Origin of the sequence: Paraburkholderia gardini (genome assembly GCF_907164545.1) — a bacterium.
Classification (GTDB): Bacteria; Pseudomonadota; Gammaproteobacteria; order Burkholderiales; family Burkholderiaceae; genus Paraburkholderia; species Paraburkholderia gardini.
This window is the reverse complement of record NZ_CAJQZB010000059.1, coordinates 1-23,228: the sequence shown is the minus strand read 5'-3', so window position 1 is coordinate 23,228 and position 23,228 is coordinate 1. Positions and strand designations below refer to the sequence as shown.

Below are 23,228 nucleotides of genomic sequence, written 5' to 3'. Positions count from 1 at the left end.
CCAACCCGGCCCGCCAATCCCCGGGTGGGGCGGCGGCGGTTGCCTTTCTTGCCGGCCCCGCGCCTCTTCGCTCAGTTCAACGTCACGCCTCTCGTCTCCGGGCCGAGCAGCGCAATCGTGCCGGCCGCCAGCGCGAAGCAGCCTGCGCCGATCGCGAAGGCGCCTGATGGGCCCGTCAGCGGCAGCATCAACGCGATGCCGGACGGGCCGATGATCGAACCGATCCGCCCGATCGCCGACGCCATGCTCGATCCGGTTCCGCGCGATCGCGTCGGGTACAGTTCCGGCGTGTACGCATAGATGACCGACCACATGCCGAAAACGAAAAACTGCATCGCCAGTCCCGCGGCGATCAGGAGCGCGAGATCCGCGCGATGGCTGATGCATTGGCCGTACACGAACGCCCCTGCCGCGCTGCCGAGGAGATAGGCTATCGCGGTCGGTTTGCGACCCCAGCGTTCGAGCGCGTATGCCGCCGCCATGAAACCGGGAATCCCGGCACACGAGATAAGCACCGTATAGAAGATCGATTTCGTCGCCGCATAGCCCGCCTGCTGCAACAGCGAAGCGAGCCACGACGTAAGACCGTAGAACCCGAGTAGCGTCAGGAACCAGACGATCCACAGCATCAGCGTGCGCTGGCGGTAATCGGGATGCCAGAGATCGCCGAGCGCCGACAGCCACCGGTGCCGCGTGTCCGCCTCCAGCGTCACGACGCCGATCACCGGCTCCGGCAGCCTGAGCAGGCCCGCTGCGCGCATCACCTTCGATTCGATGAGCGCCATCACGTCTTCCGCCTCGTCGAGGCGTCCAGCCGCTTCCAGCCAGCGCGGCGATTCCGGCACCATGCGGCGGACCACGAACAGGAAGAGCGCGGGCACGGCGAGCACCAGGAACACGCCCCGCCAGCCCACGAGCGGCATCAGGAAATAGACCAGAATCCCGACCCCGATGAAGCCGACCGGCAGGAAACCTTCGAGAATCGCGGTGAAGCGGCCGCGCAGATGGGTCGGCAGATACTCGGCGATCAGCGCGAGCGCGATGGGCAGTTCCATGCCCATGCCGACACCGAGCAGGAGCCGCGCATTGAGCAAGCCGGTATAGGTCGTCGACAGACCGCACAACAGGCTGCCCAGCCCCCACAGCAGCATGCTGAACTGGAAGATCGGCTTGCGGCCAAAGCGGTCGGCCAGAATGCCCGCAATGCCGGCACCGAAAAACATGCCAAGCAGACTCGCGCTGGCGAGCACGCCGGCCTCGGCCACGCTCAGCCCGAGTTCCGCCTTGATCGTGCCGAGCATGTAGGCGAGCGCCGCGGTATCCGCCGTGTCGAACAGGAACGCGGTCGCCACGACCGCGAATAGCAGATATTGGTAACGGCTCATCGGCAACCGTTCCAGCCGGGCGCCCGCATCAGGTTTCGCTACTTCTCTGTCGTTTCTCATTTCCCAACCCTCTCGTTCAGGATGACATATCAATAAAGCTGCGTGCACTGCCTTTTGCTCCCGTCTGGTGGCGCTGTGCGCCTCGCGCATAGGCGCCGCGCCGTGCCGCCAGCCCAGGCTGCTCAGGTTGTGCCGTATATCGCTTCCGAATCGCGCGACGACACCAGCCCGCTGGCGACATCGAAACGCACGTGCAGAGGGTCCCGTTCGCGCGGATCGCCGCGGCCCGCGCCGCCCGGCGTCATGATGACGAGCCGTTCGCCCGCGGCCACGCTTTGCGCGCCCTTACCCTTCAGCCGCTCGCCGGAGCGCAGGCCGACGAATCCCGCCGCGCCGTCGTGGCCGCCGTCGTGGCCGCGTGGCGGGAAATCGATCCGGTCGAACGACGCGAGGATCTCGAAGCGTTTCTCGCACGCGGACTCGATTTCGATGATCTGCCCCAGTCCGCCGCGCGTCCTGCCCGCTCCGCCTGAGCCTTCGCGCAGCTCCTTGCGCCAGAACACGAGCGGCGTCTGTGTTTCGGCGATCTCCACAGGCGTGCAGGCGAGGCTCGTCGGAAATGCAGTCGCCGAGAGACCGTCGCGCGCTTCGCGTGCGCCGGTGCCGCCGTTGCTGGTGAAGCCGAGCGTGAAGCCGTATGTGCCTGCGGCGACGTCCGGCGTTTCGCCACGCAGCGTGATCAGCCACACGGCTGCCGTGCCTTCGGCCGGCACACGCCCGGGCATGATCTGGCGCAGGCAGCCGAACACCACGTCAGGCAGCATTTGTCCAAGCACGTGGCGGGTCGACACGGGGGCCGGCCGCGCGGCATTGAGGATGCTGCCGGGCGGCGCCGCCACCGTGAATACCGACAGCGAACCGGAATTGTTGGGAATGCTGCCGGATACCGCGCATGCCAGACCAAACAGCGAATAGGCGGTGGCATAGCTGACCGGCACATTGATTCCGCGCGCCGACTGCGCCGAGCTGCCCTCGTAATCCACATGAATGCCGTGATCGGAAACCGTCAGCGCGGCATGAATCTCGATCGGCGAACCATAGCCGTCGACGGTCATCACGTTGTGCCACGTGCCTTTCGGCAGCTTGCGGACCTGTTCGAGCATGGCCTCGCGCGAGCGCTCCAGGATGAACTGCCCGGGCGCGTCCAGCGACGCCAGGCCAAACTCATCCATCATTTCGACGAGCCGCTTTGCACCCACTGCATTGCACGCGGCAAGCGCGTATGTGTCGCCCTCGGTCTCCATCGGCTGGCGCGTATTGCCGCAGATCATCTCCATCAGCGTGCTGTTCAGTTCGCCGCCGTCGAACAGCCTGAGCGGCGGGATATACAGGCCTTCCATGTAGACGTCCAGCGCATCCGGACCGAAGCCGAGGCCACCGATATCCATGATGTGGCTCGTCGCGCAGAAAAGCGCCACCGCCTCCCCCTCGCGGAAGCACGGGGTCACCATGACGAAGTCGTTCAGGTGCCCGGTGCCCATCCAGGGATCATTGGTCAGGAATACGTCGCCGGGCCGCATCGTGCCGAGGGGATAGCGGCGCAGGAAGTGCTGCACCGATTCGGCCATCGTGTTGACGTGACCCGGTGCGCCGGTCACCGCCTGCGCGAGCATGCGTCCCTGCGTGTCGAATACGCCGGCCGACAGATCTCCGCACTCCCGGACGATCGGACTAAACGCCGTGCGCAACAACGTTTGCGCCTGTTCCTCGACAATCGCGATCAGGCGATGCCACATGGTCTGCAATTCGATGGTTTGCAGCGGGTCGTACGTGTTCATGTGCGGTCTCCGGATTGCTGTTGCTGCTTGCGTTGCAGAACGATGTTGCCGTGGCGATCGATTTCGGCATCGAAGGTGGCCGTCACGAAAGTAGTGGTTTCGCGCTCGACGATCAGCGCGGGCCCGCTCACGCGCGCATCGCGCCCCAGCGTTTCGCGCCGGTACACCGGCACCGGTATGCGCGCGCCGCTGTGTCCGTCGAAATATTCGCGTTCGCCTTCAGCCACCGCCGCAGCCGGGCAATCCGGTGCGCGGACACTGGCGCACGCCGCACCGCTGTGTGCGCTGACGTTCACCGACCAGCTGAGGATCTCGACCGGCGCGCCGGGAATGGTGCGGTTGAAAAGTCGCGTGTACGCAGTGGCGAAACGCTCGCCGAGGATCTGGGCACAGGCCGCCGGATCGTCGCCGCTGGGCGTATCGACGGCGATCTCGTGCCCTTGCCCGACGTACCGCATGAACGCGACGCGGCGCACCTGCATCGGCGCGCCGGCTGCGCCCTCGCGGACCACGGCACGCGCTTCCGTTTCCATCGCGCCGAGCATCGTCCCGACCGCACCGGCATCGAAGCTGTCGAGGCGCACGTGATAGCTGCGCACGATCTCGTAGGCAACCGGCGCGCGCAGGAATCCCACCGCTGAGCCGACGCCCGCACCCGGCGGAACCAGCACGCGGCTCGCGCCGATCTTTTCGGCGACCCGCGCGACGTGCAGCGGTGCCGCGCCGCCAAACGCAATCAGTGTGCGATCGGCGAAGCCCTTGCCCTTCTCGATCGCGTGCGCGCGCGCCGCGCTCGCCATGCTCTCGCACACCATCTCGTAGACAGCGAATGCAGCCAGTTCCGGCGTCATTCCCGCGGCTCCGGCTATCTCCGACTGCAGCGCCGCGCGCGACGCCTCGACGTCGAGATGCACCGATCCGCCCGCAAACGCGGCCGGATCGATCAGTCCGAGTACCACGTCGGCATCGGTGACGGTGGGCTGGGTACCGCCCCGGCCATAGCATGCGGGGCCCGGCACCGAACCTGCGCTCTGCGGACCGACCACGATGTTCTTCAGCGCATCGATGCGGGCGATCGAGCCGCCGCCCGCACCAATCTCGACCAGATCGATCACGGGGATGCGCAACGGCAAGCCGCTGCCTTTCTGGAAACGCGCCGCGCGGTCGACTTCATAGACGCGGTCGTGATCCGGATTGAACTCGTCGATCAGACAGACCTTGGCGGTCGTGCCGCCCATGTCGAACGCGAGCACCTTGCGCTCACCGGCGATACGCGCGACATCGGCGGCGAAGATCGCGCCACCGGCCGGCCCCGATTCGACCAGCCGCACGGGGAACTGGCACGCGGTTTCCACCGACGTCAAACCGCCGTTCGACGTCACCAGGTACAGCGGTCCGCGAAAGCCGACGGCATCGAGCGACGTGCGCATGCGCCCCAGATAGGCCGACATCAGCGGCTTGACATACGCGTTCGTCAGCGTGGTCGAGGTGCGTTCGTATTCGCGGATCTCCGGGCAGACCTCGCTCGAAATCGAGATCGACAGTTCGGGCAATGCGCGCGCGACGATCTCTCGCGCGCGCTGCTCGTGCGCCGCGTTCGCATAGGCATGCAGGAAGCAGATCGCCACGCTTTCCACGCGCTGCGCGTGCAGGAAATCGATGTGACGGTGCAGCATGCGTTCGTTCAACGGCAGCAGCACGTCGCCCTTCGCATTCATGCGTTCCTCGACGGTGAGCCGCAGCGCACGCGGCACCAGCGGCACCTGTTTCTCGATCTGCAGGTCGTACTGGTCGTAACGCCCCTCGGTGCCGATCTCGACGATGTCGCGAAAGCCCATCGTGCCGATCAGCGCCGTCCGCGCGCCGCGGCGTTCGAGCACCGCGTTCGTTGCCAGCGTGGTGCCGTGCACGAAGACGTCGATGTCGGCGAACACGAGACCCGCGTCGTCGAGGACGAGCTGGGCGCCTTCGAGCACTGCGCGTTCGGGCTGCTCCGGCGTGGTCAGCACTTTCTTCGTGAGCCGTCGCTCACCCGTTTCCAGTACGACATCGGTGAACGTTCCACCGATATCCACCGACAGCCGGACGCGCGGCTGGCCTGATGCCACCACAGCGCCGGCAATGTCTCTTTCGTTGTGCATCTTCTTTCTCCAGGGGCGAATCGTTGCGACACACCGTGGACGTACCGACGATCCAGAAAACGTCAGGCAACACGAATCCCGCGGGCGCCGCACGAGCGGGTCCGACGTCGAGGTTGAACGAATGCGTCTTACGCTGGAGTTACGTTAGTAAAACGCCGGCGTTTCGTCAATGTATCAATATCGCAAAAGTGCTAAAGTCCGGGAAAACGAGGAGTCGAACGATGAAAGAAGCGAAACATCCCGTCGTGCTGTCGCCGCATCTCGTGTCGCCCGGCAACGAGGGATTGAGTGAGTTCGAGTTTGGGATGATTGTTTGCTGGAACGCGTTCAATGAATGGCTGGAACGCGGTACGAAGGCGGCGGGCCATGGCGACCTCACCTTCATGGACGTCGTGGTTTTGCATCAGGTGGCGCATCGGGCACGCAACCGGAAGCTCGCCGACATCTGTTTCGTACTGAATCTCGCGGATACGCATTCCGTCAGCTATTCGCTGAAAAAGCTGCTTGCCGCCAGGCTCGTGGTGGGCCAGAAGGTAGGCAAGGAAGTGTTGTATCAGACCACGCCAGACGGCGAACAGGTCATCGCGAACTACCGCGAGGTGCGCGATCGTTGCCTTCTGGGCATTGTCGAAGAGGACATGAAGCCAGCCATGTCCGAAGCCGCGCGATTTTTCGTGCGGATGAGCGGGTTATATGACCAGGCGGCTCGCGCTGCTTCTTCGCTGTAGCCCGGACTCGGGTCGTTCAACGCAGGTATCTGGTAGCGGGTGGCGCGTGTGGTTGCCGCGACTGGCAACGGTAATTGGCACAGCCAGGGATATCGCGCGCGACGTAACAACGCGGCTGGCAGCCGTCCGGTCTTTATGACATGAGGCTCTGATCTTTTTCGGGCACGGAAGCCAGAAATAGAAAAAGGCCTTATGGACATGCATCCATAAGGCCTTGATTTCTTTGGTCGGGGCGAGAGGATTTGAACCTCCGACCACCTGCACCCCATGCAGGTACGCTACCAGGCTGCGCTACGCCCCGAACAGCATCAAAGTATAACAGAGCCTCCGCCCGATTAGAACCGCGGGCGCGCAACAAACCGCACACACAGCACGAGAGGATTTGAACCTCCGACCACCTGCACCCCATGCAGGTACGCTACAGGCTGCGCTACTTGCCGGATTGCTCCGTCGACACGATCAATGACTCAGCACATCGAGCACATGCAGCAGCTCCTTGCGCAACTGGTCGACATCGACGTTCGACGACGTCCCAGCAGGCTTCGCCGCCACCGGCTCTTCAACCTCTTCGATCGCGGCAGGGCCACCGTGACCGCCGTGCGAATCGAGACGGTTGCGCGCACCGTTGATCGTGAACCCCTGCTCGTACAGCAACTCGCGAATCCTGCGAATCAGCAGCACTTCATGATGCTGATAGTAGCGACGGTTACCGCGTCGCTTCACCGGCCTCAACTGCGTGAACTCCTGCTCCCAATATCGCAGCACATGCGGTTTCACGCCGCATAGCTCGCTGACTTCACCAATCGTGAAGTAGCGCTTCGCCGGAATCGGAGGCAAGACGACTTTTTCGATCGTCGCTGTCATCGTCAGTTAGCCGTGGTGGTGTTGCGCAGGGAACGCGCGAAAACTACGAGCGCGCGAAGCTCGCCTCAGCGCCGCTTTCAACCAGCGCCTTCAGCTTTTGACTTGCATGAAACGTCACGACGCGGCGCGCGGCGATCGGAATCGCCTCACCCGTTTTCGGATTTCTTCCGGGACGCTGCGGTTTGTCGCGCAACTGAAAGTTGCCAAACCCGGACAGCTTCACGCTATCGCCACTCTCCAGCGCATCGCGAATCACCTCGAAGAACGCTTCGACCATGTCCTTCGCCTCTCGCTTGTTGAGCCCGACATTGTCGAACAGCAACTCGGCAAGTTCAGCCTTGGTGAGCGTCGGCGTTTCGGCCGGTGCAGTGACAGGTGATGTCGGAATATCGCGAATCATGGCGCTACGCTGCGCCGTAAGAAGGGCTTCGAAATCACTCGAGTTCATTTCGTTCATAATCTATAAAATGGCGCGATAACCAGAAACGTAAATGCGGAAACAGCTGTTTTAAGGTTATCCGCGCAACCGTGCGCCATATACTCGAGCCAGACGATCCACCAGGGTTTTAATGGCCAGATCGACCGTTTCATCCTGAAGGGTCCCGCCAGTATCTTGCAAGGTCACACGGAACGCAAGGCTTTTCTCGGTAACCGCCAGGCCGCTGGAAGTGTTTGATTTTGGACGAAATTCATCGAAAAGCGCAACCCGCTGAACGGTCTTGCAGGCGTCGTCCGAAAGGGCCTTTTGCAGCTCGTCGAGCAGCGCCTGAGCCTCGATATTCTGATCGACCACAACTGCAATATCACGCCGGACCGGCGGAAACTTCGATACTTCCGATGGAGTCGGCAACGCGCGCTGAATTAACGCGTCTGCTTCGATTTCAAACAGAATTGGCGCATGCGATAAATCATACTTCTGCATCCAGCGCGGATGAAGTTCGCCAATCCAGCCCACTGCCCGGCCGTCGATTTCCACGCGCGCGCTACGCCCCGGATGCAGCGCCGGATGCTCCGCCTTCACGAATTTCGGCACCACCGGCGCGAACAGCGCCTCGAGATCGCCCTTCACATCGAAGAAATCGACTGCGCGCGACGGCGCCGCCCACTGCTCTTCGAGCGCGGGGCCGTAAGCGAGCGCGCCCAGCATCTTCGGCTGCGCGAAACCCTCGATTGCCAGTTCGCCCGCCTTGATCGCCGGATCGTGCAGAAACACGCGGCCGGCTTCGAACACGCGAACGCGATCCGCGCGACGGTTCAGGTTCGAACGCAGCACGTGGATCAGGCTGCCGAACAATGACGTGCGCATCACCGAAAGCTGGCTCGCGATCGGATTGAGCAGACGCACCGGTTTGTCGTTGCCGGCAAAATCCTGCTCCCACTCAGCATCGACGAAGCTGAAATTCACCGTCTCCGCGTAGTCGCGCGCGGCGAGCGCGTGACGAATCGCGTGGATCGAGCGCTGCGTTTCGTTCGTACGACGCATCTCGCTGGTCGCGACCGGCGGACGCGCCGGAATCTTTTCGAAGCCGTAAATGCGCGCGACTTCTTCGATCAGGTCTTCCTCGATTTCGATGTCGAAGCGATACGACGGCGGCATCACCGCGAACGTATCGCCTTCGCGTTCGAACGTGAGGCCGAGACGCGTGAAGATCCGCGCGATTTCGTCCGCGTCGATCTGCACGCCGATGATCCGGTTCGCGCGCGCGACGCGCATCTTCACCGGCGCGCGTTGCGGCACATTGACGATCTGGTCGTCGACCGGGCCGGCTTCGCCGCCGCAGATGTCGAGGATCAGCTGCGAGATGCGTTCGATGTGCTCGACCGTCGTCGCGTAATCGACGCCGCGCTCGAAACGGTGACCCGCGTCCGTCGAGAAGTTGTACTTGCGCGAGCGGCCGCGGATGCTGTCCGGCCACCAGAACGCGGCTTCGAGATAGATGTTGGTGGTGTCGAGCGTGACGGACGTGCTGTCGCCGCCCATGATGCCCGCGAGGCTTTCGACGTGCTGCTCATCGGCGATCACGCCGACGGTTTCGTCGAGTTCGACCGTATTGCCGTTCAGCAGTTTGAGCGATTCGCCACGACGTCCCCAGCGGACATCGATGCCGCCATGAATCTTGTCGAGATCGAACACGTGCGACGGGCGACCCAGTTCGAGCATCACGTAGTTCGAGATGTCGACGAGCGCGGTAATGCTGCGCTGGCCCGAGCGCTCGAGGCGCTCGACCATCCAGCGCGGCGTCTTCGCGCGGGCGTTGACACCCCGAATCACGCGGCCCGAGAAACGGCCGCACAGATCCGGCGCGGAAATTTTCACGGGCAGCGTTTCGTTCAGCTTGACGGCAACGGGCTTGATCTCGAGCGGGCGCAGCGGCGCGCCAGTAATCGCCGACGTCTCGCGCGCCACGCCAAACACGGAGAGGCAATCGGCCTTGTTCGGCGTCAGCTTGATTTCGAAGATCGTGTCGTCGAGATTCAGCGTCTCGCGGATATCCTGACCGATCGGCGTATCTTCCGGCAGGATCATGAGACCGCTATGATCTTCCGACAGCTTCAGTTCGCGCGGCGAGCACAGCATGCCCTGGCTCTCTACACCACGCAGCTTCGAAAGCCTGATCATGAACGGTGCGCCGCCCTCTTCGGCCGGCGGCAGCTGCGCGCCGACCAGCGCCACGGGCACCTTGATGCCGGGCGCCACGTTCGGCGCGCCGCACACGATGTTGAGCGTCGCGCCGGTGCCGGCGTCGACCTGACAGACGTTGAGCTTGTCCGCGTCCGGGTGCTTGACCACTTCGAGCACACGGCCCACGACGATCTTCGACGTCGGCGGTGCCGCGGGCGTGAGCCCTTCGACTTCGAGACCCGCCATCGTCAATGCATGCGACAGCTCGTCGGTCGTCATCCGCGGGTCGACAAAGCTTCTCAGCCAGGATTCAGGGAATAGCATGGTTCTTTACGTTCTAAACAGGTTAGGTCCACGTCCGGCAGCGTGCTCGCGCCGAATCCACCGAAGGTGCAGCTTGCGGTGACGGCACGCTGCCGTCAGCTTCGCGAGTCACGTCGCGCGCGTCAGGCGAATTGCCGCAGGAAACGCAGGTCGTTTTCGAAGAACAGACGCAGATCCTGCACGCCATAACGCAACATCGTCAGCCGCTCGAGGCCGCTGCCGAATGCGAAGCCGATGTACCGCTCCGGGTCGAGACCCATGTTGCGGATGACCGTCGGGTGAACCTGGCCGGAACCGGAAATTTCCAGCCATTTGCCCGCGTTCTTGCCGTGTTCGAACATCATGTCGATTTCGGCCGACGGTTCCGTGAACGGAAAATAAGACGGACGGAAGCGCACGAGAATGTCGTCGCGCTCGAAGAATTTCTTGAGGAAGTCGGTGTAGACGCCCTTCAGGTCCGCAAAGCTGATGTTCTCGTCGATCCACAGTCCTTCGACCTGATTGAACATCGGTGAATGCGTGGCGTCGCTATCCACACGATACGTGCGGCCCGGCACGATAACCTTGATCGGCGGCGTGTTGGTGCGCGCGTAACGAACCTGCATCGGGCTCGTGTGCGTGCGCAGCAGCAACTGGCGGCCGTCGGCATCCTTGCCGTCGATATAGAAAGTGTCCTGCATCGAACGCGCCGGATGGTTTTCCGGGCTGTTCAGCGCAGTGAAGTTGTACCAGTCGGTTTCGATCTCGGGGCCGTCGGCCACGTCAAAACCAATGGAGTGAAAAATCTGCTCGACGCGCTCCCATGTGCGCATCACCGGATGCAGGCTGCCTGCTCCGATGCCGCGGCCAGGCAGCGTGACGTCGATGGCTTCGGCGGCGAGGCGCTGGTTCAGCAATGCGTCGGCCAGTGCCTGGCGACGGGCCGTCAGCGCGGTTTCCACCTGCTGCTTGACGGCATTGATGCGCGCGCCTTCAGTCTTGCGAGTCTCGGGATCGAGCTTGCCAAGGCCCTTCAACAGCTCGGTCAGCGCACCCGACTTGCCGAGAAAACGGGCCTTCTCGTTTTCGAGCGTGGTGGTGTCGGTGGCCTGTTCGAAGGCCTTTTGCGCATCGGCGACAATCTGGTCCAGATCCATTGATCCCATCTTTTCAACGTCAGTGTTCAATGTTCGGTACGAGCGAAAACCGCTCGACCAACAAAAAAGGGGCTCGGTGAGGAGCCCCGTTTCTGTTGCAGCGTCACCGAGGCTACCGGATCTTCGCTGCAACGAACCACGCAGTACGATGTGCTAACTAGCGCAATCAGGCTGCAACGGCGGCTTTCACCTGCTGAACGATCGCAGCAAAAGCGGCCTTGTCGAACACAGCCATGTCGGCCAGCACCTTGCGGTCGAGTTCGATCGAAGCCTTCTTCAGGCCGTTGATGAACACGCTGTACGTCATGTCGTGCTGACGCACCGCCGCGTTGATACGCGTGATCCACAATGCACGGAACACACGCTTCTTGTTGCGGCGATCGCGGTAGGCGTACTGGCCTGCGCGCATGACCGCCTGCTTGGCGATGCGATAGACGTTATTGCGACGGCCGCGGTAACCCTTGGCCAGCTTGATGATCTTCTTGTGACGGGCCCGTGCGGTAACCCCACGTTTGACTCTAGGCATATCTAGCTCCTGTGAGTTTCAGTTAAGGGTTAAGCGAACGGCAGCATCGCGCGCACGGAGTTCAGATTGGAATCATGAACGGCCGTGGAACCACGCAGTTGACGCTTGTTCTTGGTGGACTTCTTGGTAAGAATGTGGCGCTTGAAGGCTTGACCGCGTTTGACGGTACCACCCGGACGCACCACGAAGCGCTTTGCAGCACTCTTCTTGGTCTTCATCTTAGGCATGACGAACAACTCCATTATTAGATGGATATGGGTGTGCGGTCGGCCCTGATGGCCCTGACCCGCCCTTCGAAACCCACTCCACTTGGTATGCAGCTGACCGATGTTGCTGGCCGCCGCTTTTCAGGAAAGCGCCCGCTACGCGGGCACACTTCCGAAACCTGCCATTCCGCCGATCATCGACGGGCACTGCTTGTTCTGCACAACAGCATCGACATTGCGCATCGAACGATGCGCAGCGCGCTGCTTACTTCTTCTTTTTCGGGCCCAGCACCATGATCATCTGGCGCCCTTCCATCTTCGGCATCTGCTCGACTGCACCTACTTCGTCGAGGTCGGTGCGCAGGCGCTCAAGCATGCGCATACCGATTTCCTGGTGCGCCATTTCGCGGCCGCGGAAACGCAACGTGATTTTCGTCTTGTCGCCGTCTTCGAGGAAGCGAATGAGGTTGCGCAGCTTGACGTTGTAGTCGCCGTCATCCGTACCCGGCCGGAATTTGACTTCCTTGACCTGGACGATCTTCTGCTTGAGCTTGGCCTCGTGTTGCTTCTTTGCTTCCGAGTACTTGAACTTGCCGTAGTCCATCAAACGGCAGACCGGGGGAACCGCCTGCGGGGCGATTTCGACCAGATCCACGTCCTGCTGTTCCGACAGGCGGAACGCATCAGCGAGTTTCACGATGCCGAGCGGTTCGTTCTCGACTCCGACCAGACGCACCTCGGGTGCAGTAATTTCACCGTTGATGCGATGCGCAGACTTATCAGTAGCGATGTTACGTTTCCTCTAAAAATTAAAAAAACGAGCCGCGCTGCCAGGTGGCTTACTTGAACGACTGGACGTCCTGTCGCAGACGCTCAATGAAGGCATCGACCGGCATCACTCCCAGATCGACACCACCACGGGCACGCACGGCTACCGTTTGTGCATCACGCTCCTTGTCGCCGACAACCAGCAGATACGGGACCTTTTCCAGCGTGTGCTCGCGTATTTTATAGCTAATCTTCTCGTTGCGCAAATCGGCCTCTACTCTAACCCCTTGTTTTTGCAACGTTTGGGCTATGGACCGGGCATATTCGGCCTGACTTTCGGCGATATTCATCACCACAACCTGCATCGGAGCAAGCCACGACGGCATTGCACCAGCATGGTGCTCGATCAGAATACCGAGGAACCGCTCCATCGACCCGACGATCGCCCGGTGCAGCATGATCGGCCGGCGACGGCTGTTGTCTTCGGCCACGTACTCGGCGCCGAGACGCTCCGGCAGCACCATGTCGAGCTGGAGCGTGCCGCACTGCCACGAGCGGCCGAGCGCGTCCTTGATGTGGTACTCGACCTTCGGGCCATAGAACGCGCCCTCGCCCGGCAGCTCTTCCCACGTCACGCCGCACGCGGTCAGTGCTTCACGCAGGCCCTGCTCCGCACGGTCCCAGGTTTCGTCCGTGCCGGCGCGCGCGTCGGGACGCAACGACAGCTTGATGTCGACGTTGTCGAAACCGAAGTCGTGGTACACGCTCATCGCGAGCGTATTGAACGCGATCGATTCGCTGATGAACTGGTCTTCGGTACAGAAAATGTGCGCGTCGTCCTGCACGAAGCCGCGCACACGCATCAGGCCATGCAGCGCGCCCGACGATTCGTTGCGATGGCACGAGCCGAATTCCGCGTAACGCAGCGGCAGATCCCGGTACGAACGCAGGCCGTGATTGAACACCTGCACGTGACCCGGGCAGTTCATCGGTTTGATCGCGTAGTCGCGCTTTTCCGATTCCGTCGTGAACATGTTTTCACGATAGTTCTGCCAGTGACCGGACGCTTCCCACAGCGAACGGTCCATGATCATCGGCGTCTTGATTTCGAGGTAGCCGGCGTCGTTCACGCGGCGACGCATGTACTGCTCGACCTGCTGCCACAGCGTCCAGCCGCGCGGATGCCAGAACACCATGCCCGGCGACTCGTCCTGCATGTGGAAAAGATCGAGCTGCTTGCCGAGCTTGCGATGATCGCGCTTCTCGGCCTCTTCGAGCATGTGCAGGTACGCTTCCTGGTCTTCCTTCTTCGTCCAGGCCGTACCGTAGATGCGCTGCAACTGTTCGTTCTTCGAATCGCCGCGCCAGTAAGCACCCGCGACCTTCATCAGCTTGAAGACCTTCAGCTTGCCGGTGGACGGCACGTGCGGGCCGCGGCACAGGTCGGTGAAACCGCCGTGCGAATACAGCTTGATTTCGTCGGTGGCGGGAATCGACGCGATGATCTCGGCCTTGTACTTCTCACCGATGCTCTTGAAGTAATCGACGGCTTCATCGCGCGATACGACGCGGCGCGTAACGGGCTCGTCTTTCTTCGCGAGTTCCTGCATGCGCTTCTCGATCTTCTCGAGATCTTCCGGCGTGAAGGGACGGTTGTACGCGAAGTCGTAGTAAAAGCCATTGTCGATGACCGGCCCGATCGTCACCTGCGCTTCCGGATACAGGTCTTTGACCGCGTACGCGAGCAGGTGAGCCGTGGAGTGACGAATGATGTCGAGGCCGTCCGCGTCTTTCTCGGTGACGATCGCGAGCGACGCGTCGTGATCGATCAGCGAAGACGTGTCGACCAGCTCGCCATCGACCTTGCCGCCGAGCGCGGCTTTCGCGAGGCCCGCGCCGATCGACGCCGCGACTTCAGCCACCGTTACCGGATGCTCGTACTGTCGAACAGAACCGTCAGGCAGACGTATCGAAACCATTGTGTTCTCCGTGAGGCCGACCCTCGGCACATGCCGCGATCAGGCGAGAAAACCAAAAAAGCGCCAAAAAAGCGAAAAAAAATGCGGCCCCGCTTTCGAGGGGCCGCATTCACATTTCCAGCTAACTGCAACGGCAAACGTGGTCCTCGACTAGCGCCGATCCGAAGTGGTTCCGGTCAACGTTCGCGGTGTCATAACCGTATTCGCCTTTTGCGCCGAAGCGCTTGTTGCCGCTTGCTACGAAACCCCGGCAAACCAGAGTTTCCTTTCGTTGGTAGGCTCGATTGGACTCGAACCAACGACCCCCACCATGTCAAGGTGGTGCTCTAACCAGCTGAGCTACGAGCCTGAAGAAACGAGATTATATGGAGCACCTCGAAACTTGGCAAGCACTTTTATGCGTCGACATTAAAAATCCAGACGACGCATATCGATGCGTCCAGGCGACGCACTTCTCACCCCTTGCGCGACGCGCGAACCACGCCCGTTACCTCGCCCAGCAACGCGCACGCGCGCTGAATCTGCGCGGCGCTCGACACCTCGACGGTGAACTGCATGAACGCCGCGTTACGCCGCGTCTGCGTCTTCACGCCGATCACGTTCATCTTCTCGCGCGCGAAAATTTCGGAGATGTCGCGCAGCAAACCTTGCCGGTCCGACGCCTCGATCGTGAGGTCGACCGGATACACCGAGCGACCGTGCCCGCCCATCACATCGGCGGACCACGCTGTTTCGAGCACGCGTTCCGGCGCACGTTCCGCCATGCGCAGAAACGTCGGGCAATTGCTGCGATGAATCGACATGCCCTTGCCACGTGTGACGAATCCGCTGATGACATCAGGCGGCGCCGGACGGCAACAACGCGCGAGCTGCGTGAGCAGCGCGTCGACGCCGACAACCAGCACACCCGTCGATGCGCCCTGCGCGACACTCGCGCCGCTGCTGCGCTTTTCGAACTGCTCGGGCGCCTCGACGACCGGTTCGGGCGGCGGCGCATCGTGCAGCGCCTGCTCGACGAGACGCAGGCTGAACTCTTCCTTGCCGACCACCCAGAAGAGCTCGTCGGTCGTCTTGAAGCCGAGCTTTGCAGCAAGCTGATCGAGATTGACGGAGGTCTTGCCTTCGCGCTGCAACGTCTTTTCGACCATCGCCCGGCCGATCGACATGTTCTCCTGCAGATCGACTGCGTTGAACCACGCGCGCACTTTCTGGCGCGCGCGCGAACTGCGCAGATAGCCTAGCTGCGGATTGAGCCAGTCGCGCGACGGGCCACCCTCCTTCACCGATACGATTTCGACGGTTTGCCCGTTCTGCAGCGGCGTGTTGAGCGGCACCATCGCGCCATCGACGCGCGCGCCGCGGCACCGATGGCCCAGTTCGCTATGCAGGTGATACGCAAAGTCGACAGGCGTCGCGCCTTGCGGCAACGGGATCACGCGCGCCTGCGGCGTGAGGACGTAGATCTGGGCGTCGTCGAGCGTCGCCTGGCGCAACTGCTCCCAGGGCTGGGCCGCGGGCCGGCCATCGTGCTCGCCTTCGGAGACATCGTCTTTCCACGCGAGCAGTTGACGCAGCCACGCGATCTTCTCGTCGTACTTCTCGCTTGCGCTGAACTGGCCGCCGTAGCCGCGCGTGCCCGCTTCCTTGTAACGCCAGTGCGCCGCGACGCCGTACTCGGCGAACTGGTGCATCTCCTGCGTGCGGATCTGCACCTCGAACGCCCGGCCGTCGTCGCCGATCACAACTGTGTGAAGCGACTTGTAGCCGTTCGGCTTCGGACGCGAGATGTAATCGTCGAACTCTTTAGGAACCGGCTGCCACAGGTTGTGCACGATACCCAGAACCGTGTAGCAATCCTTGATGTCCGGCACGATGACGCGAAACGCGCGCACGTCATACAGCTCCGAGAAATCGAGCTCCTTGCCGCGCATCTTGCGCCAGATGCTATAGATGTGTTTCGGCCGGCCGCTCACTTCAGCGCGAATATGCGCGGCCGCCAGTTCGTGTTGCAGACGCGCGATCGCCTCTGCAACGTAAGCCTCACGCTCGACGCGCTTCTCGTCGAGCAGTTTCGCGATGCGCTTGTAGGTCTCCGGTTCCTCGAAGCGAAACGCGAGATCCTCGAGTTCCCATTTCAGTTGCCAGATGCCCAGCCGGTTGGCGAGCGGCGCGTAGATATCGAGTGTCTCGCGCGCGACGTCCGGCGAAAGCGTGATCTTCGCCGCCGCGTAATACCGCAACGACTGCACGCGCGACGCGAGCCTGATCAGCACGACACGGATGTCCTGCGCGAACGCGAGCAGCATCTTGCGCAGCGCCTCGACCTGCGCGCGCCGCGCGGCCTGCGCGTCGCGACCCGTATCGGGCAGTGCGTTCTGCGCGGCGCGCAGGCTCACCGTACCCAGCCGCAACAGCTTGCGGACGTCGCTCACCAGTTGCGCGACCTCGTCGCCGAAGCGCTCCGCGATGAGCCGCTCCGGATCCTTCAGATGCGGTGTCAGCGCGAACAGCGCCGCCGCGAGCACCGCGGACGGATCCACGTTGAGCGTGCGCATGAGCGCCGCCGTGCCCGCGGCATGATCCGCCAGCAACTCGCCCGACGAAAGCCGCACGTCGCCCGCGTGTTTGCGCACGAACGCCATCGCTTCGTCAAAAGACGGCACGGGATTCGGAACGGTCGTGACAGTATCGGTATTCATGATGCGGCGCTTCGCCGGAAAAGCCAGGAGTGACGAAAAACAGTTGCCGTATTCGCTCAGCTACGCTGCGCGGCCACGACGACGATCTCGACGAGGCATGCCGGGTTCGCCAGCTTCGCTTCGACCGTTGCGCGCGGCGGTGTGGCGCCCGCGGCAACCCACGTATCCCACACAGCGTTCATGCCGGCGAAGTGAGCCATGTCCGAGATATAAATCTGCACGGACAGCAAATGCGACTTGTCGCTGTTCACTTCGGCGAGCAGGCGGTCGATGTGGCCCAGCACTTCGCGCGTCTGGCCGGCGATGTCGTGGTTCGTGTCCTCGGCGATTTGACCGGCGAGGTAGACGGTACCGTTATGCACGGCGATTTCCGAGAGACGCGCGCCGACGTGGTGACGAATGACTGCCATGAAAAATCCTGTGATCGGGGTTGAGGGTAATCGATTGAACATGTGCACGGCGCGGACAGCAAACCGCGCCGTGCAACCCTATATTATGACGCGCCAGATGTTTCGCCGATGAAGAAGCGCCGCGCGATCGCTATCTGGTCGTCGGCGAGGAAGGCCGGTGCATGTCCGACGCCTGGAATTTCGACGCTCGATACCGCGCGCCCCTGCCCGACCATTTTCTCGACCGTTTCACGCGACAGCAGATCGGACAGCTCCCCGCGAACCACGAGTACCGGGCCTTCCGTCGCCGCCAGCGAACGCCACAGCGCGGCTTCACCGAGTGCCGTCATTTCTGGCGTTGCAGCGGCAAACGGCTGCGCGATGCGCGGATCGTAGCGAAGCTGCCACGCGCCATCGCGTTCGTGCAGCAACGGCGTATTGATCTCGCGCCACTCGTCCGGCGTGAGCGGTCCGAACGACGCCGCGAGCAGCGCGGCGTAATCGATGCCCTGCTGCAACGTTTCGAAACGCGCCGGCTTGCCGAGATAATCACCAATGCGCGAGAGCGCCACCGGCTCGACATGTGGACCCACGTCGTTGACCAGCATCCTGCGGATTGGCGAATCCGGCACGCCGGCCAGCGCCATGCCGATCAGGCCGCCCATCGACGTGCCGAACCAGTCGACCGATTGCACATCGAGCCGCGCGATCAGCGTGATCATGTCGCTGACGTACTGCGGCACGCCGTAGTAGCTGGGGTCGGCAAGCCATGAGGACATCCCCCGGCCCACCACGTCCGGGCACACCACGCGATACGTATCGGCGAACGCGGCCGCAAGCCGGTCGAAATCGCGCCCCGTTCGCGTGAGGCCGTGCACGCACAGCAGCACGCGCGGATTGGCCGGATCACCCCACTCGGTGTACGCGACACGGTGCAGGCCACCAGGACTGATGCACTGCACGTCATGCTGGCGAGGTGACGCGAAAGGTGTGGCGGTCGTCATCGATAAGTCTCCAGGCCGAAGCGTGGCCGCTGTTCCGGATAGCCCGGAAGAGAATGCGGCGCGCCTGATATGCTGCATCAGACAAGCCGTTCAACATGCAACCGATTGTAAACCGCTTGCGACCCGGCCGCCGCCCTGGCCGAACGGCCTGGCACGCCTGCACCACGCGCCCCCCGCGCCGGCTCACATCAAGCTCCAAATAAAAACGGGCGAAACTCGCGTTCCGCCCGTTTTTATCAACAGGGAGACGTATCGAACTGACGCCGCCTCGACGACCGCGCCTGAAACCGGGCCCGTCAGCTCACCGCGCTCACATCGAGCGGTGCGCCCGTCTTCGCCTTGATTTCATCGACGCTCACGCCCGACGCCAGTTCGACCACCTTCAGGCCGTCCTCCGTGACGTCGATCACGCCCAGGTCGGTAATGATCCGGTCGACGACGCCCACGCCCGTCAACGGCAGCGAGCATTCCTCGAGAATCTTGTGCTGGTCGCCTTTCGCGACGTGCTCCATCAACACGACCACGCGCTTGACGCCCGCGACCAGATCCATCGCACCGCCCATGCCCTTGATCATCTTGCCCGGGATCATCCAGTTGGCCAGATCGCCCTTCTTGCTGATCTGCATCGCGCCGAGAATCGCCAGGTTGATGTGGCCGCCGCGAATCATCGCGAACGAATCCGCCGACGAGAAAATCGACGAACCAGGCAGCGTCGTGACCGTCTGCTTGCCGGCGTTGATCAGGTCGGCGTCCACTTCCTCTTCGGTCGGCGACGGGCCAATGCCAAGCAGGCCGTTTTCCGATTGCAGCCACACTTCGACGCCCTTCGGCACATGGTTCGCCACCAGCGTCGGCAGGCCGATGCCGAGGTTCACGTAAAAGCCGTCCTGCAATTCCTTCGCCGCGCGCGCGGCCATTTCGTCACGATTCCATGCCATGATCAGTCTCCTTTCGCGCGGACGATGCGTTGTTCGATGCGTTTTTCCGGATGCGCGTTCAGCACGATGCGCTGCACGAAGATGCCCGGCGTATGAATCGCGTCCGGATCGAGTTCGCCGGTTTCCACGATTTCCTCGACTTCCACGACCGTGATCTTGCCGGCCATCGCGCACATCGGGTTGAAGTTGCGCGCCGTGCGGCGATAGATCAGGTTGCCGGATTTGTCGGCCTTCCACGCCTTCACGAGCGCGACGTCGGCGGTCAGCGAATGTTCGAGCACGTAGTGGTTTTCGCCGAACTGGCGCGTTTCCTTGCCCTCGGCGATCAGCGTGCCGTAGCCCGTGTTCGTGAAGAACGCCGGAATGCCCGAGCCGCCTGCGCGCAGTTTCTCGGCAAGCGTGCCTTGCGGCGTGAATTCGAGTTCGAGTTCGCCGGCCAGAAATTGCCGCTCGAATTCCTTGTTCTCGCCGACGTACGACGAGATCATCTTTTTGACCTGACGCGTTTGCAGCAGCAGGCCGAGGCCGAAACCATCGACGCCCGCATTGTTGCTGATACACGTGAGGCCTTTCACGCCGGTGTCGCGCAGCGCGGCGATCAACGCTTCGGGGATGCCGCACAGGCCGAAGCCACCGACGGCGAATGTCTGCCCGTCCTTGACGATGTCTTTAAGCGCGTCGGCCGCGCCTGGATAGACCTTGTTCATCAGTTTGTCCCTTCCTCGATTGGAATTCCGGAATCCGGATCGGTGCGATACCAGTGAATCATACGACGACGCCGTGGCATCGTCCGGTTCAGCTGTGACTTCGCTGCCTCTTGATCTGTTCGAAAGGGTACGATGGCGTGACCATGCGGCACAATACGCAAAAGTACATAAGTATTTGTCACTGTATGCCGCCGCTTCAGGCTTCACCCGCGCACCTTATGCCCGCACTGGATTATCAAACCGCCTTTCATCTCGCGCCAATCGGGCTCGTGCTTTCGCGCGAGCGGACCATCGAGGACTGTAACGACCAGCTCGCGTCGATTTTCCGCTGCCCGTGCGAATCGCTGATTGGACAGTCTTTTCAGGTGCTGTACCCGTCGCCGGATGAATTCGAGCGCATCGGCGAGCGCATTCCGCCGATCATGACCGCGCAGGGCAGCTACGCCGACGATCGCATCATGAAGCGCGCGGACGGAGAGCTGTTCTGGTGTCACGTGACGGGACGCTCGCTCGATCGCACCGAGCCGCATGCGGTGGGCGTATGGACGTTCGAGGATCTCAGCGCGACCCGGCGGGTCGCGGTCGAGTTGACGCCGCGCGAGCGGGAAATCGCCGCGCAGCTGGTGACCGGCAAGACGAGCAAGCAGATTGGCCGGGCGCTGGATATCAGCTCGCGAACGGTCGACGTCTACCGGTCCCGCCTGATGCGCAAGTACGACACCGGGAACGCCACCGAACTGCTACAACGGCTGCTCGGACATTAGGGCTTCGATGCGGCGGGCGTCACGGCGGCGACGTTAGAGGCTGGCTCCCGGTCTGTCCCGCCGCGCCCACGGCGCAACCGACCGCTCAGGCCGCCTTCACGAGCGCGGCGTTTTCGATCGTCGAGCGCAACAGGTCGGGAATCTGCACGGATTTGCCCGCCGCGTAGTCGATCCAGACGCAGCGCGCGGCGCCGCGTGCATAGACGGTGTCCGGATCGTCGGCGCGCGTCAGTTCGAAAGCGGTGTCGAAGCTGCTGCGCCCAGGCGTGCCGACCGACATGCGGCCAATCACATTGCCGGGATAGTGAAGCTGCTTCAGAAACTCCATCGATGCATTGACGATGACGGGCCCCTGCCCCTCGCCATTGCCGCCGGCGATACCGAGCTGCTCGAACCAGGAAATGCGCACCTGCTCCATGTAACGGAAATAGACCGTGTTGTTCACATGGCCAAACGCGTCCATATCGCCCCAACGGATCGGCATGGACATCTCGAACACTGCGTGATATTCGCTCATCGTACTTCTTCTGCGGGCTGAAACAGGTTGCCACGCGCAGGCCGAAGCGGCTCGTGGCCACCTCGCCGGCGCGCTGTAAAAAACGCTCAGGCGAGGCCGAAGCCGTCGTCGGCGGTAATGATCGAGCCGTTGATGAACTGCGATTCGTCGGCTGCGAGCAGAAGCAGCAGGCCGTCCAGGTCTTCTGGCTTGCCGACGCGATGCCGCGGCAGCATGGAAACCAGCTTCTGCCCCTGCTCCGTCGACCAGTGATGGTGATTGATTTCCGTGTCGATATAGCCCGGACAGATCGCGTTCACGTTGATGCCATGACGGCCCCACTCCAGCGCCATCGATTTCGTCATATGAACGACCGCGGCCTTGCTCATCGAGTACAGACCGATTTGCGGCAGCACGCGCAACCCGGCTACCGAAGCGATATTGATGATGCGGTACGCCGGTTTCTGCCCGCCGCCGCCGCGCATCATCATCCGCTTGGCCACTTCCTGCGCGACGAAGAATGCGCCGCGGGTATTCGTGTCGAACACGTATTCGAAGTCGGCCGGCGTGACTTCGGAGAGCTTCTGGGTGGTCGAAACGCCCGAGTTGTTGATGAGAATATCGATGGTGCCAGCTTCCGTTTCGGCGTGCGCGACCGCCGACTTGATGCTCTGGTAATCGGTGACGTCGAGCGAAACGACGTGCGCCGCTCCACCGGAAGCCTCGATTTCGGCGCGCAGTTCCTTCAGGCGCTCGGTGCGGCGGCTTGCCAGCACGACTTTCGCGCCTGCCTGCGACAACACCTGCGCGAAGCGTTTGCCCAGCCCGCTCGACGCGCCGGTAATCAGCGCGACCTTGCCTTCCAGATTGATCGAACGGCCCATTGTCGTTCCTTTATTCAGTTCGGTTGATGCGGCGGCTGCCTGAAGCGGGCGTCCGCGAAGAAGGGTTAAACCGTATCACAAAAATAGAACGATCGTGCTAATGTAGATGGCTTGGGTTGCGGCGTCCAGGTCCTTCCCGGACAATACGATCCCGAAAAAAGCATTCTAACGGTAAGAGGAGCATCAATGACCCCCGCAAGTCTCATTGAGCAGTACGGCCCGCGCGAGTCGATGGAATACGACGTGGTGATCGTCGGCGGCGGGCCCGCGGGGCTGTCCGCGGCGATCCGCCTGAAGCAGCGCGCGCAGCAGGCGGGCGTCGAGCTGGGCGTGTGCGTGCTGGAGAAAGGCTCGGAGGTCGGTGCCCACATTCTCTCGGGCGCGGTGATGGATCCGCGCGCCCTCACCGAACTGATTCCCGACTGGAAGGAAAAAGGCGCGCCGCTCGACGTCGAGGTGAGCGAGGACCGTTTCCTCTTTCTGACCGAAGCCGGCTCGAAGCGCGTGCCGAACTGGGCGCTGCCGGATAACTTCAAGAATCACGGCAACTACGTCGTGAGTCTCGCCAACGTCACGCGCTGGCTCGGCCAGCAGGCCGAGGCGCTGGGCGTCGAGATCTTCCCGGGCTTTCCGGCCGCGGAAATCCTCTATAACGACGACGGCTCGGTCAAGGGCGTCGCCACCGGGAATCTGGGCATCGGCAAGGACGGCGAGCCGACGGAGAACTTCCAGCCCGGCATGGAGCTGCACGCCAAATACACGCTCTTCTGCGAAGGCGCGCGCGGGCACCTGGGGCGCCAGCTGAACGACAAGTTCAGGCTGCGCGACG

General features: G+C 62.4%; 21 protein-coding genes and 3 tRNA genes. 3 read left to right on the top strand and 21 right to left on the bottom strand.

The window, feature by feature from the left end; all coding sequences use genetic code 11:
• Positions 1 to 71: 71 nt before the first annotated feature.
• From LPA37_RS26890 to LPA37_RS26880, 3 genes are all read right to left on the bottom strand, one after another.
• A complete protein-coding gene (locus LPA37_RS26890) occupies positions 72 to 1,385 on the bottom strand; it encodes an MFS transporter (RefSeq protein WP_228983505.1) in 1,314 nt (437 codons plus the stop codon).
• A 182-nt stretch (positions 1,386 to 1,567) separates the two neighbouring features.
• On the bottom strand, positions 1,568 to 3,223 hold the full coding sequence (locus LPA37_RS26885) for a hydantoinase B/oxoprolinase family protein (RefSeq protein ID WP_228983503.1): 1,656 nt from the start codon (positions 3,221 to 3,223) through the stop codon (positions 1,568 to 1,570).
• A complete protein-coding gene (locus LPA37_RS26880; RefSeq protein ID WP_229014167.1) occupies positions 3,220 to 5,364 on the bottom strand; it encodes a hydantoinase/oxoprolinase family protein in 2,145 nt (714 codons plus the stop codon). Before LPA37_RS26880 ends, LPA37_RS26885 begins: the two co-directional genes overlap by 4 nt.
• Before the next feature lie 221 nt (positions 5,365 to 5,585).
• Between LPA37_RS26880 and LPA37_RS26875 the strand changes: the two genes are divergently transcribed.
• Complete coding sequence (locus LPA37_RS26875) at positions 5,586 to 6,092, top strand: winged helix DNA-binding protein (RefSeq protein ID WP_228983499.1); 507 nt, start codon at positions 5,586 to 5,588, stop codon at positions 6,090 to 6,092.
• 224 nt (positions 6,093 to 6,316) lie between these two features.
• Here LPA37_RS26875 and LPA37_RS26870 read toward each other — a convergent pair.
• The 16 genes from LPA37_RS26870 to LPA37_RS26795 form a co-directional block, all read right to left on the bottom strand.
• Positions 6,317 to 6,393: transfer RNA gene (locus LPA37_RS26870), tRNA-Pro, on the bottom strand.
• Positions 6,394 to 6,459: 66 nt separating this feature from the next.
• Positions 6,460 to 6,532 (bottom strand) — tRNA-Pro (locus LPA37_RS26865).
• 19 nt (positions 6,533 to 6,551) lie between these two features.
• Entirely contained in the window at positions 6,552 to 6,956 is a 405-nt protein-coding gene (locus LPA37_RS26860; protein ID WP_228983497.1) for a MerR family transcriptional regulator, read from the bottom strand.
• A gap of 43 nt (positions 6,957 to 6,999) precedes the next feature.
• The gene (locus tag LPA37_RS26855) at positions 7,000 to 7,413 is read right to left on the bottom strand and encodes an integration host factor subunit alpha (protein ID WP_228983495.1); all 414 of its coding nucleotides are present in this window, start codon (positions 7,411 to 7,413) and stop codon (positions 7,000 to 7,002) included.
• A 57-nt stretch (positions 7,414 to 7,470) separates the two neighbouring features.
• Positions 7,471 to 9,903 carry a phenylalanine--tRNA ligase subunit beta gene (pheT, locus tag LPA37_RS26850; protein ID WP_229014166.1) on the bottom strand — a complete coding sequence of 811 codons (2,433 nt, stop codon included), beginning with the start codon at positions 9,901 to 9,903 and terminating at the stop codon, positions 7,471 to 7,473.
• A gap of 122 nt (positions 9,904 to 10,025) precedes the next feature.
• Complete coding sequence (gene pheS, locus LPA37_RS26845; RefSeq protein WP_228983491.1) at positions 10,026 to 11,039, bottom strand: phenylalanine--tRNA ligase subunit alpha; 1,014 nt, start codon at positions 11,037 to 11,039, stop codon at positions 10,026 to 10,028.
• Positions 11,040 to 11,205: 166 nt separating this feature from the next.
• The gene (rplT, locus tag LPA37_RS26840) at positions 11,206 to 11,565 is read right to left on the bottom strand and encodes a 50S ribosomal protein L20 (protein ID WP_006052502.1); all 360 of its coding nucleotides are present in this window, start codon (positions 11,563 to 11,565) and stop codon (positions 11,206 to 11,208) included.
• Positions 11,566 to 11,594: 29 nt separating this feature from the next.
• Positions 11,595 to 11,792, bottom strand: a complete 198-nt coding sequence (rpmI, locus tag LPA37_RS26835; protein ID WP_090529561.1) for a 50S ribosomal protein L35 — start codon at positions 11,790 to 11,792, stop codon at positions 11,595 to 11,597.
• A 244-nt stretch (positions 11,793 to 12,036) separates the two neighbouring features.
• Entirely contained in the window at positions 12,037 to 12,561 is a 525-nt protein-coding gene (gene infC / locus LPA37_RS26830) for a translation initiation factor IF-3 (RefSeq protein WP_228983553.1), read from the bottom strand.
• Positions 12,562 to 12,610: 49 nt separating this feature from the next.
• Entirely contained in the window at positions 12,611 to 14,518 is a 1,908-nt protein-coding gene (gene thrS / locus LPA37_RS26825) for a threonine--tRNA ligase (protein ID WP_229014165.1), read from the bottom strand.
• A 272-nt stretch (positions 14,519 to 14,790) separates the two neighbouring features.
• Positions 14,791 to 14,867 (bottom strand) — tRNA-Val (locus LPA37_RS26820).
• Between the two features lie 106 nt (positions 14,868 to 14,973).
• On the bottom strand, positions 14,974 to 17,217 hold the full coding sequence (locus tag LPA37_RS26815) for a RelA/SpoT family protein (protein WP_229014164.1): 2,244 nt from the start codon (positions 17,215 to 17,217) through the stop codon (positions 14,974 to 14,976).
• 56 nt (positions 17,218 to 17,273) lie between these two features.
• Positions 17,274 to 17,627: a RidA family protein gene (locus tag LPA37_RS26810; RefSeq protein WP_228983485.1), complete on the bottom strand. Its 354-nt coding sequence runs from the start codon at positions 17,625 to 17,627 to the stop codon at positions 17,274 to 17,276.
• Between the two features lie 83 nt (positions 17,628 to 17,710).
• On the bottom strand, positions 17,711 to 18,610 hold the full coding sequence (locus LPA37_RS26805; RefSeq protein ID WP_229014163.1) for an alpha/beta fold hydrolase: 900 nt from the start codon (positions 18,608 to 18,610) through the stop codon (positions 17,711 to 17,713).
• A gap of 296 nt (positions 18,611 to 18,906) precedes the next feature.
• Positions 18,907 to 19,548 carry a CoA transferase subunit B gene (locus LPA37_RS26800; protein WP_228983483.1) on the bottom strand — a complete coding sequence of 214 codons (642 nt, stop codon included), beginning with the start codon at positions 19,546 to 19,548 and terminating at the stop codon, positions 18,907 to 18,909.
• A gap of 2 nt (positions 19,549 to 19,550) precedes the next feature.
• Positions 19,551 to 20,255, bottom strand: a complete 705-nt coding sequence (locus LPA37_RS26795; protein WP_229014162.1) for a CoA transferase subunit A — start codon at positions 20,253 to 20,255, stop codon at positions 19,551 to 19,553.
• 218 nt (positions 20,256 to 20,473) lie between these two features.
• Here LPA37_RS26795 and LPA37_RS26790 point away from each other — a divergent pair, with 218 nt between their 5' ends.
• Positions 20,474 to 21,019, top strand: coding sequence for a PAS and helix-turn-helix domain-containing protein (locus LPA37_RS26790; RefSeq protein ID WP_229014161.1), 546 nt, complete (start codon positions 20,474 to 20,476; stop codon positions 21,017 to 21,019).
• 85 nt (positions 21,020 to 21,104) lie between these two features.
• Here the strand turns inward: LPA37_RS26790 and LPA37_RS26785 are convergent, their stop codons facing one another.
• Positions 21,105 to 21,536: an acyl-CoA thioesterase gene (locus tag LPA37_RS26785; protein WP_228983479.1), complete on the bottom strand. Its 432-nt coding sequence runs from the start codon at positions 21,534 to 21,536 to the stop codon at positions 21,105 to 21,107.
• 86 nt (positions 21,537 to 21,622) lie between these two features.
• Positions 21,623 to 22,399: an SDR family oxidoreductase gene (locus tag LPA37_RS26780; protein ID WP_229014160.1), complete on the bottom strand. Its 777-nt coding sequence runs from the start codon at positions 22,397 to 22,399 to the stop codon at positions 21,623 to 21,625.
• 186 nt (positions 22,400 to 22,585) lie between these two features.
• Here LPA37_RS26780 and LPA37_RS26775 point away from each other — a divergent pair.
• Positions 22,586 to 23,228, top strand: a 643-nt coding sequence (locus LPA37_RS26775; RefSeq protein ID WP_229014159.1) for an NAD(P)/FAD-dependent oxidoreductase, incomplete at its 3' end; no start/stop codon positions are given.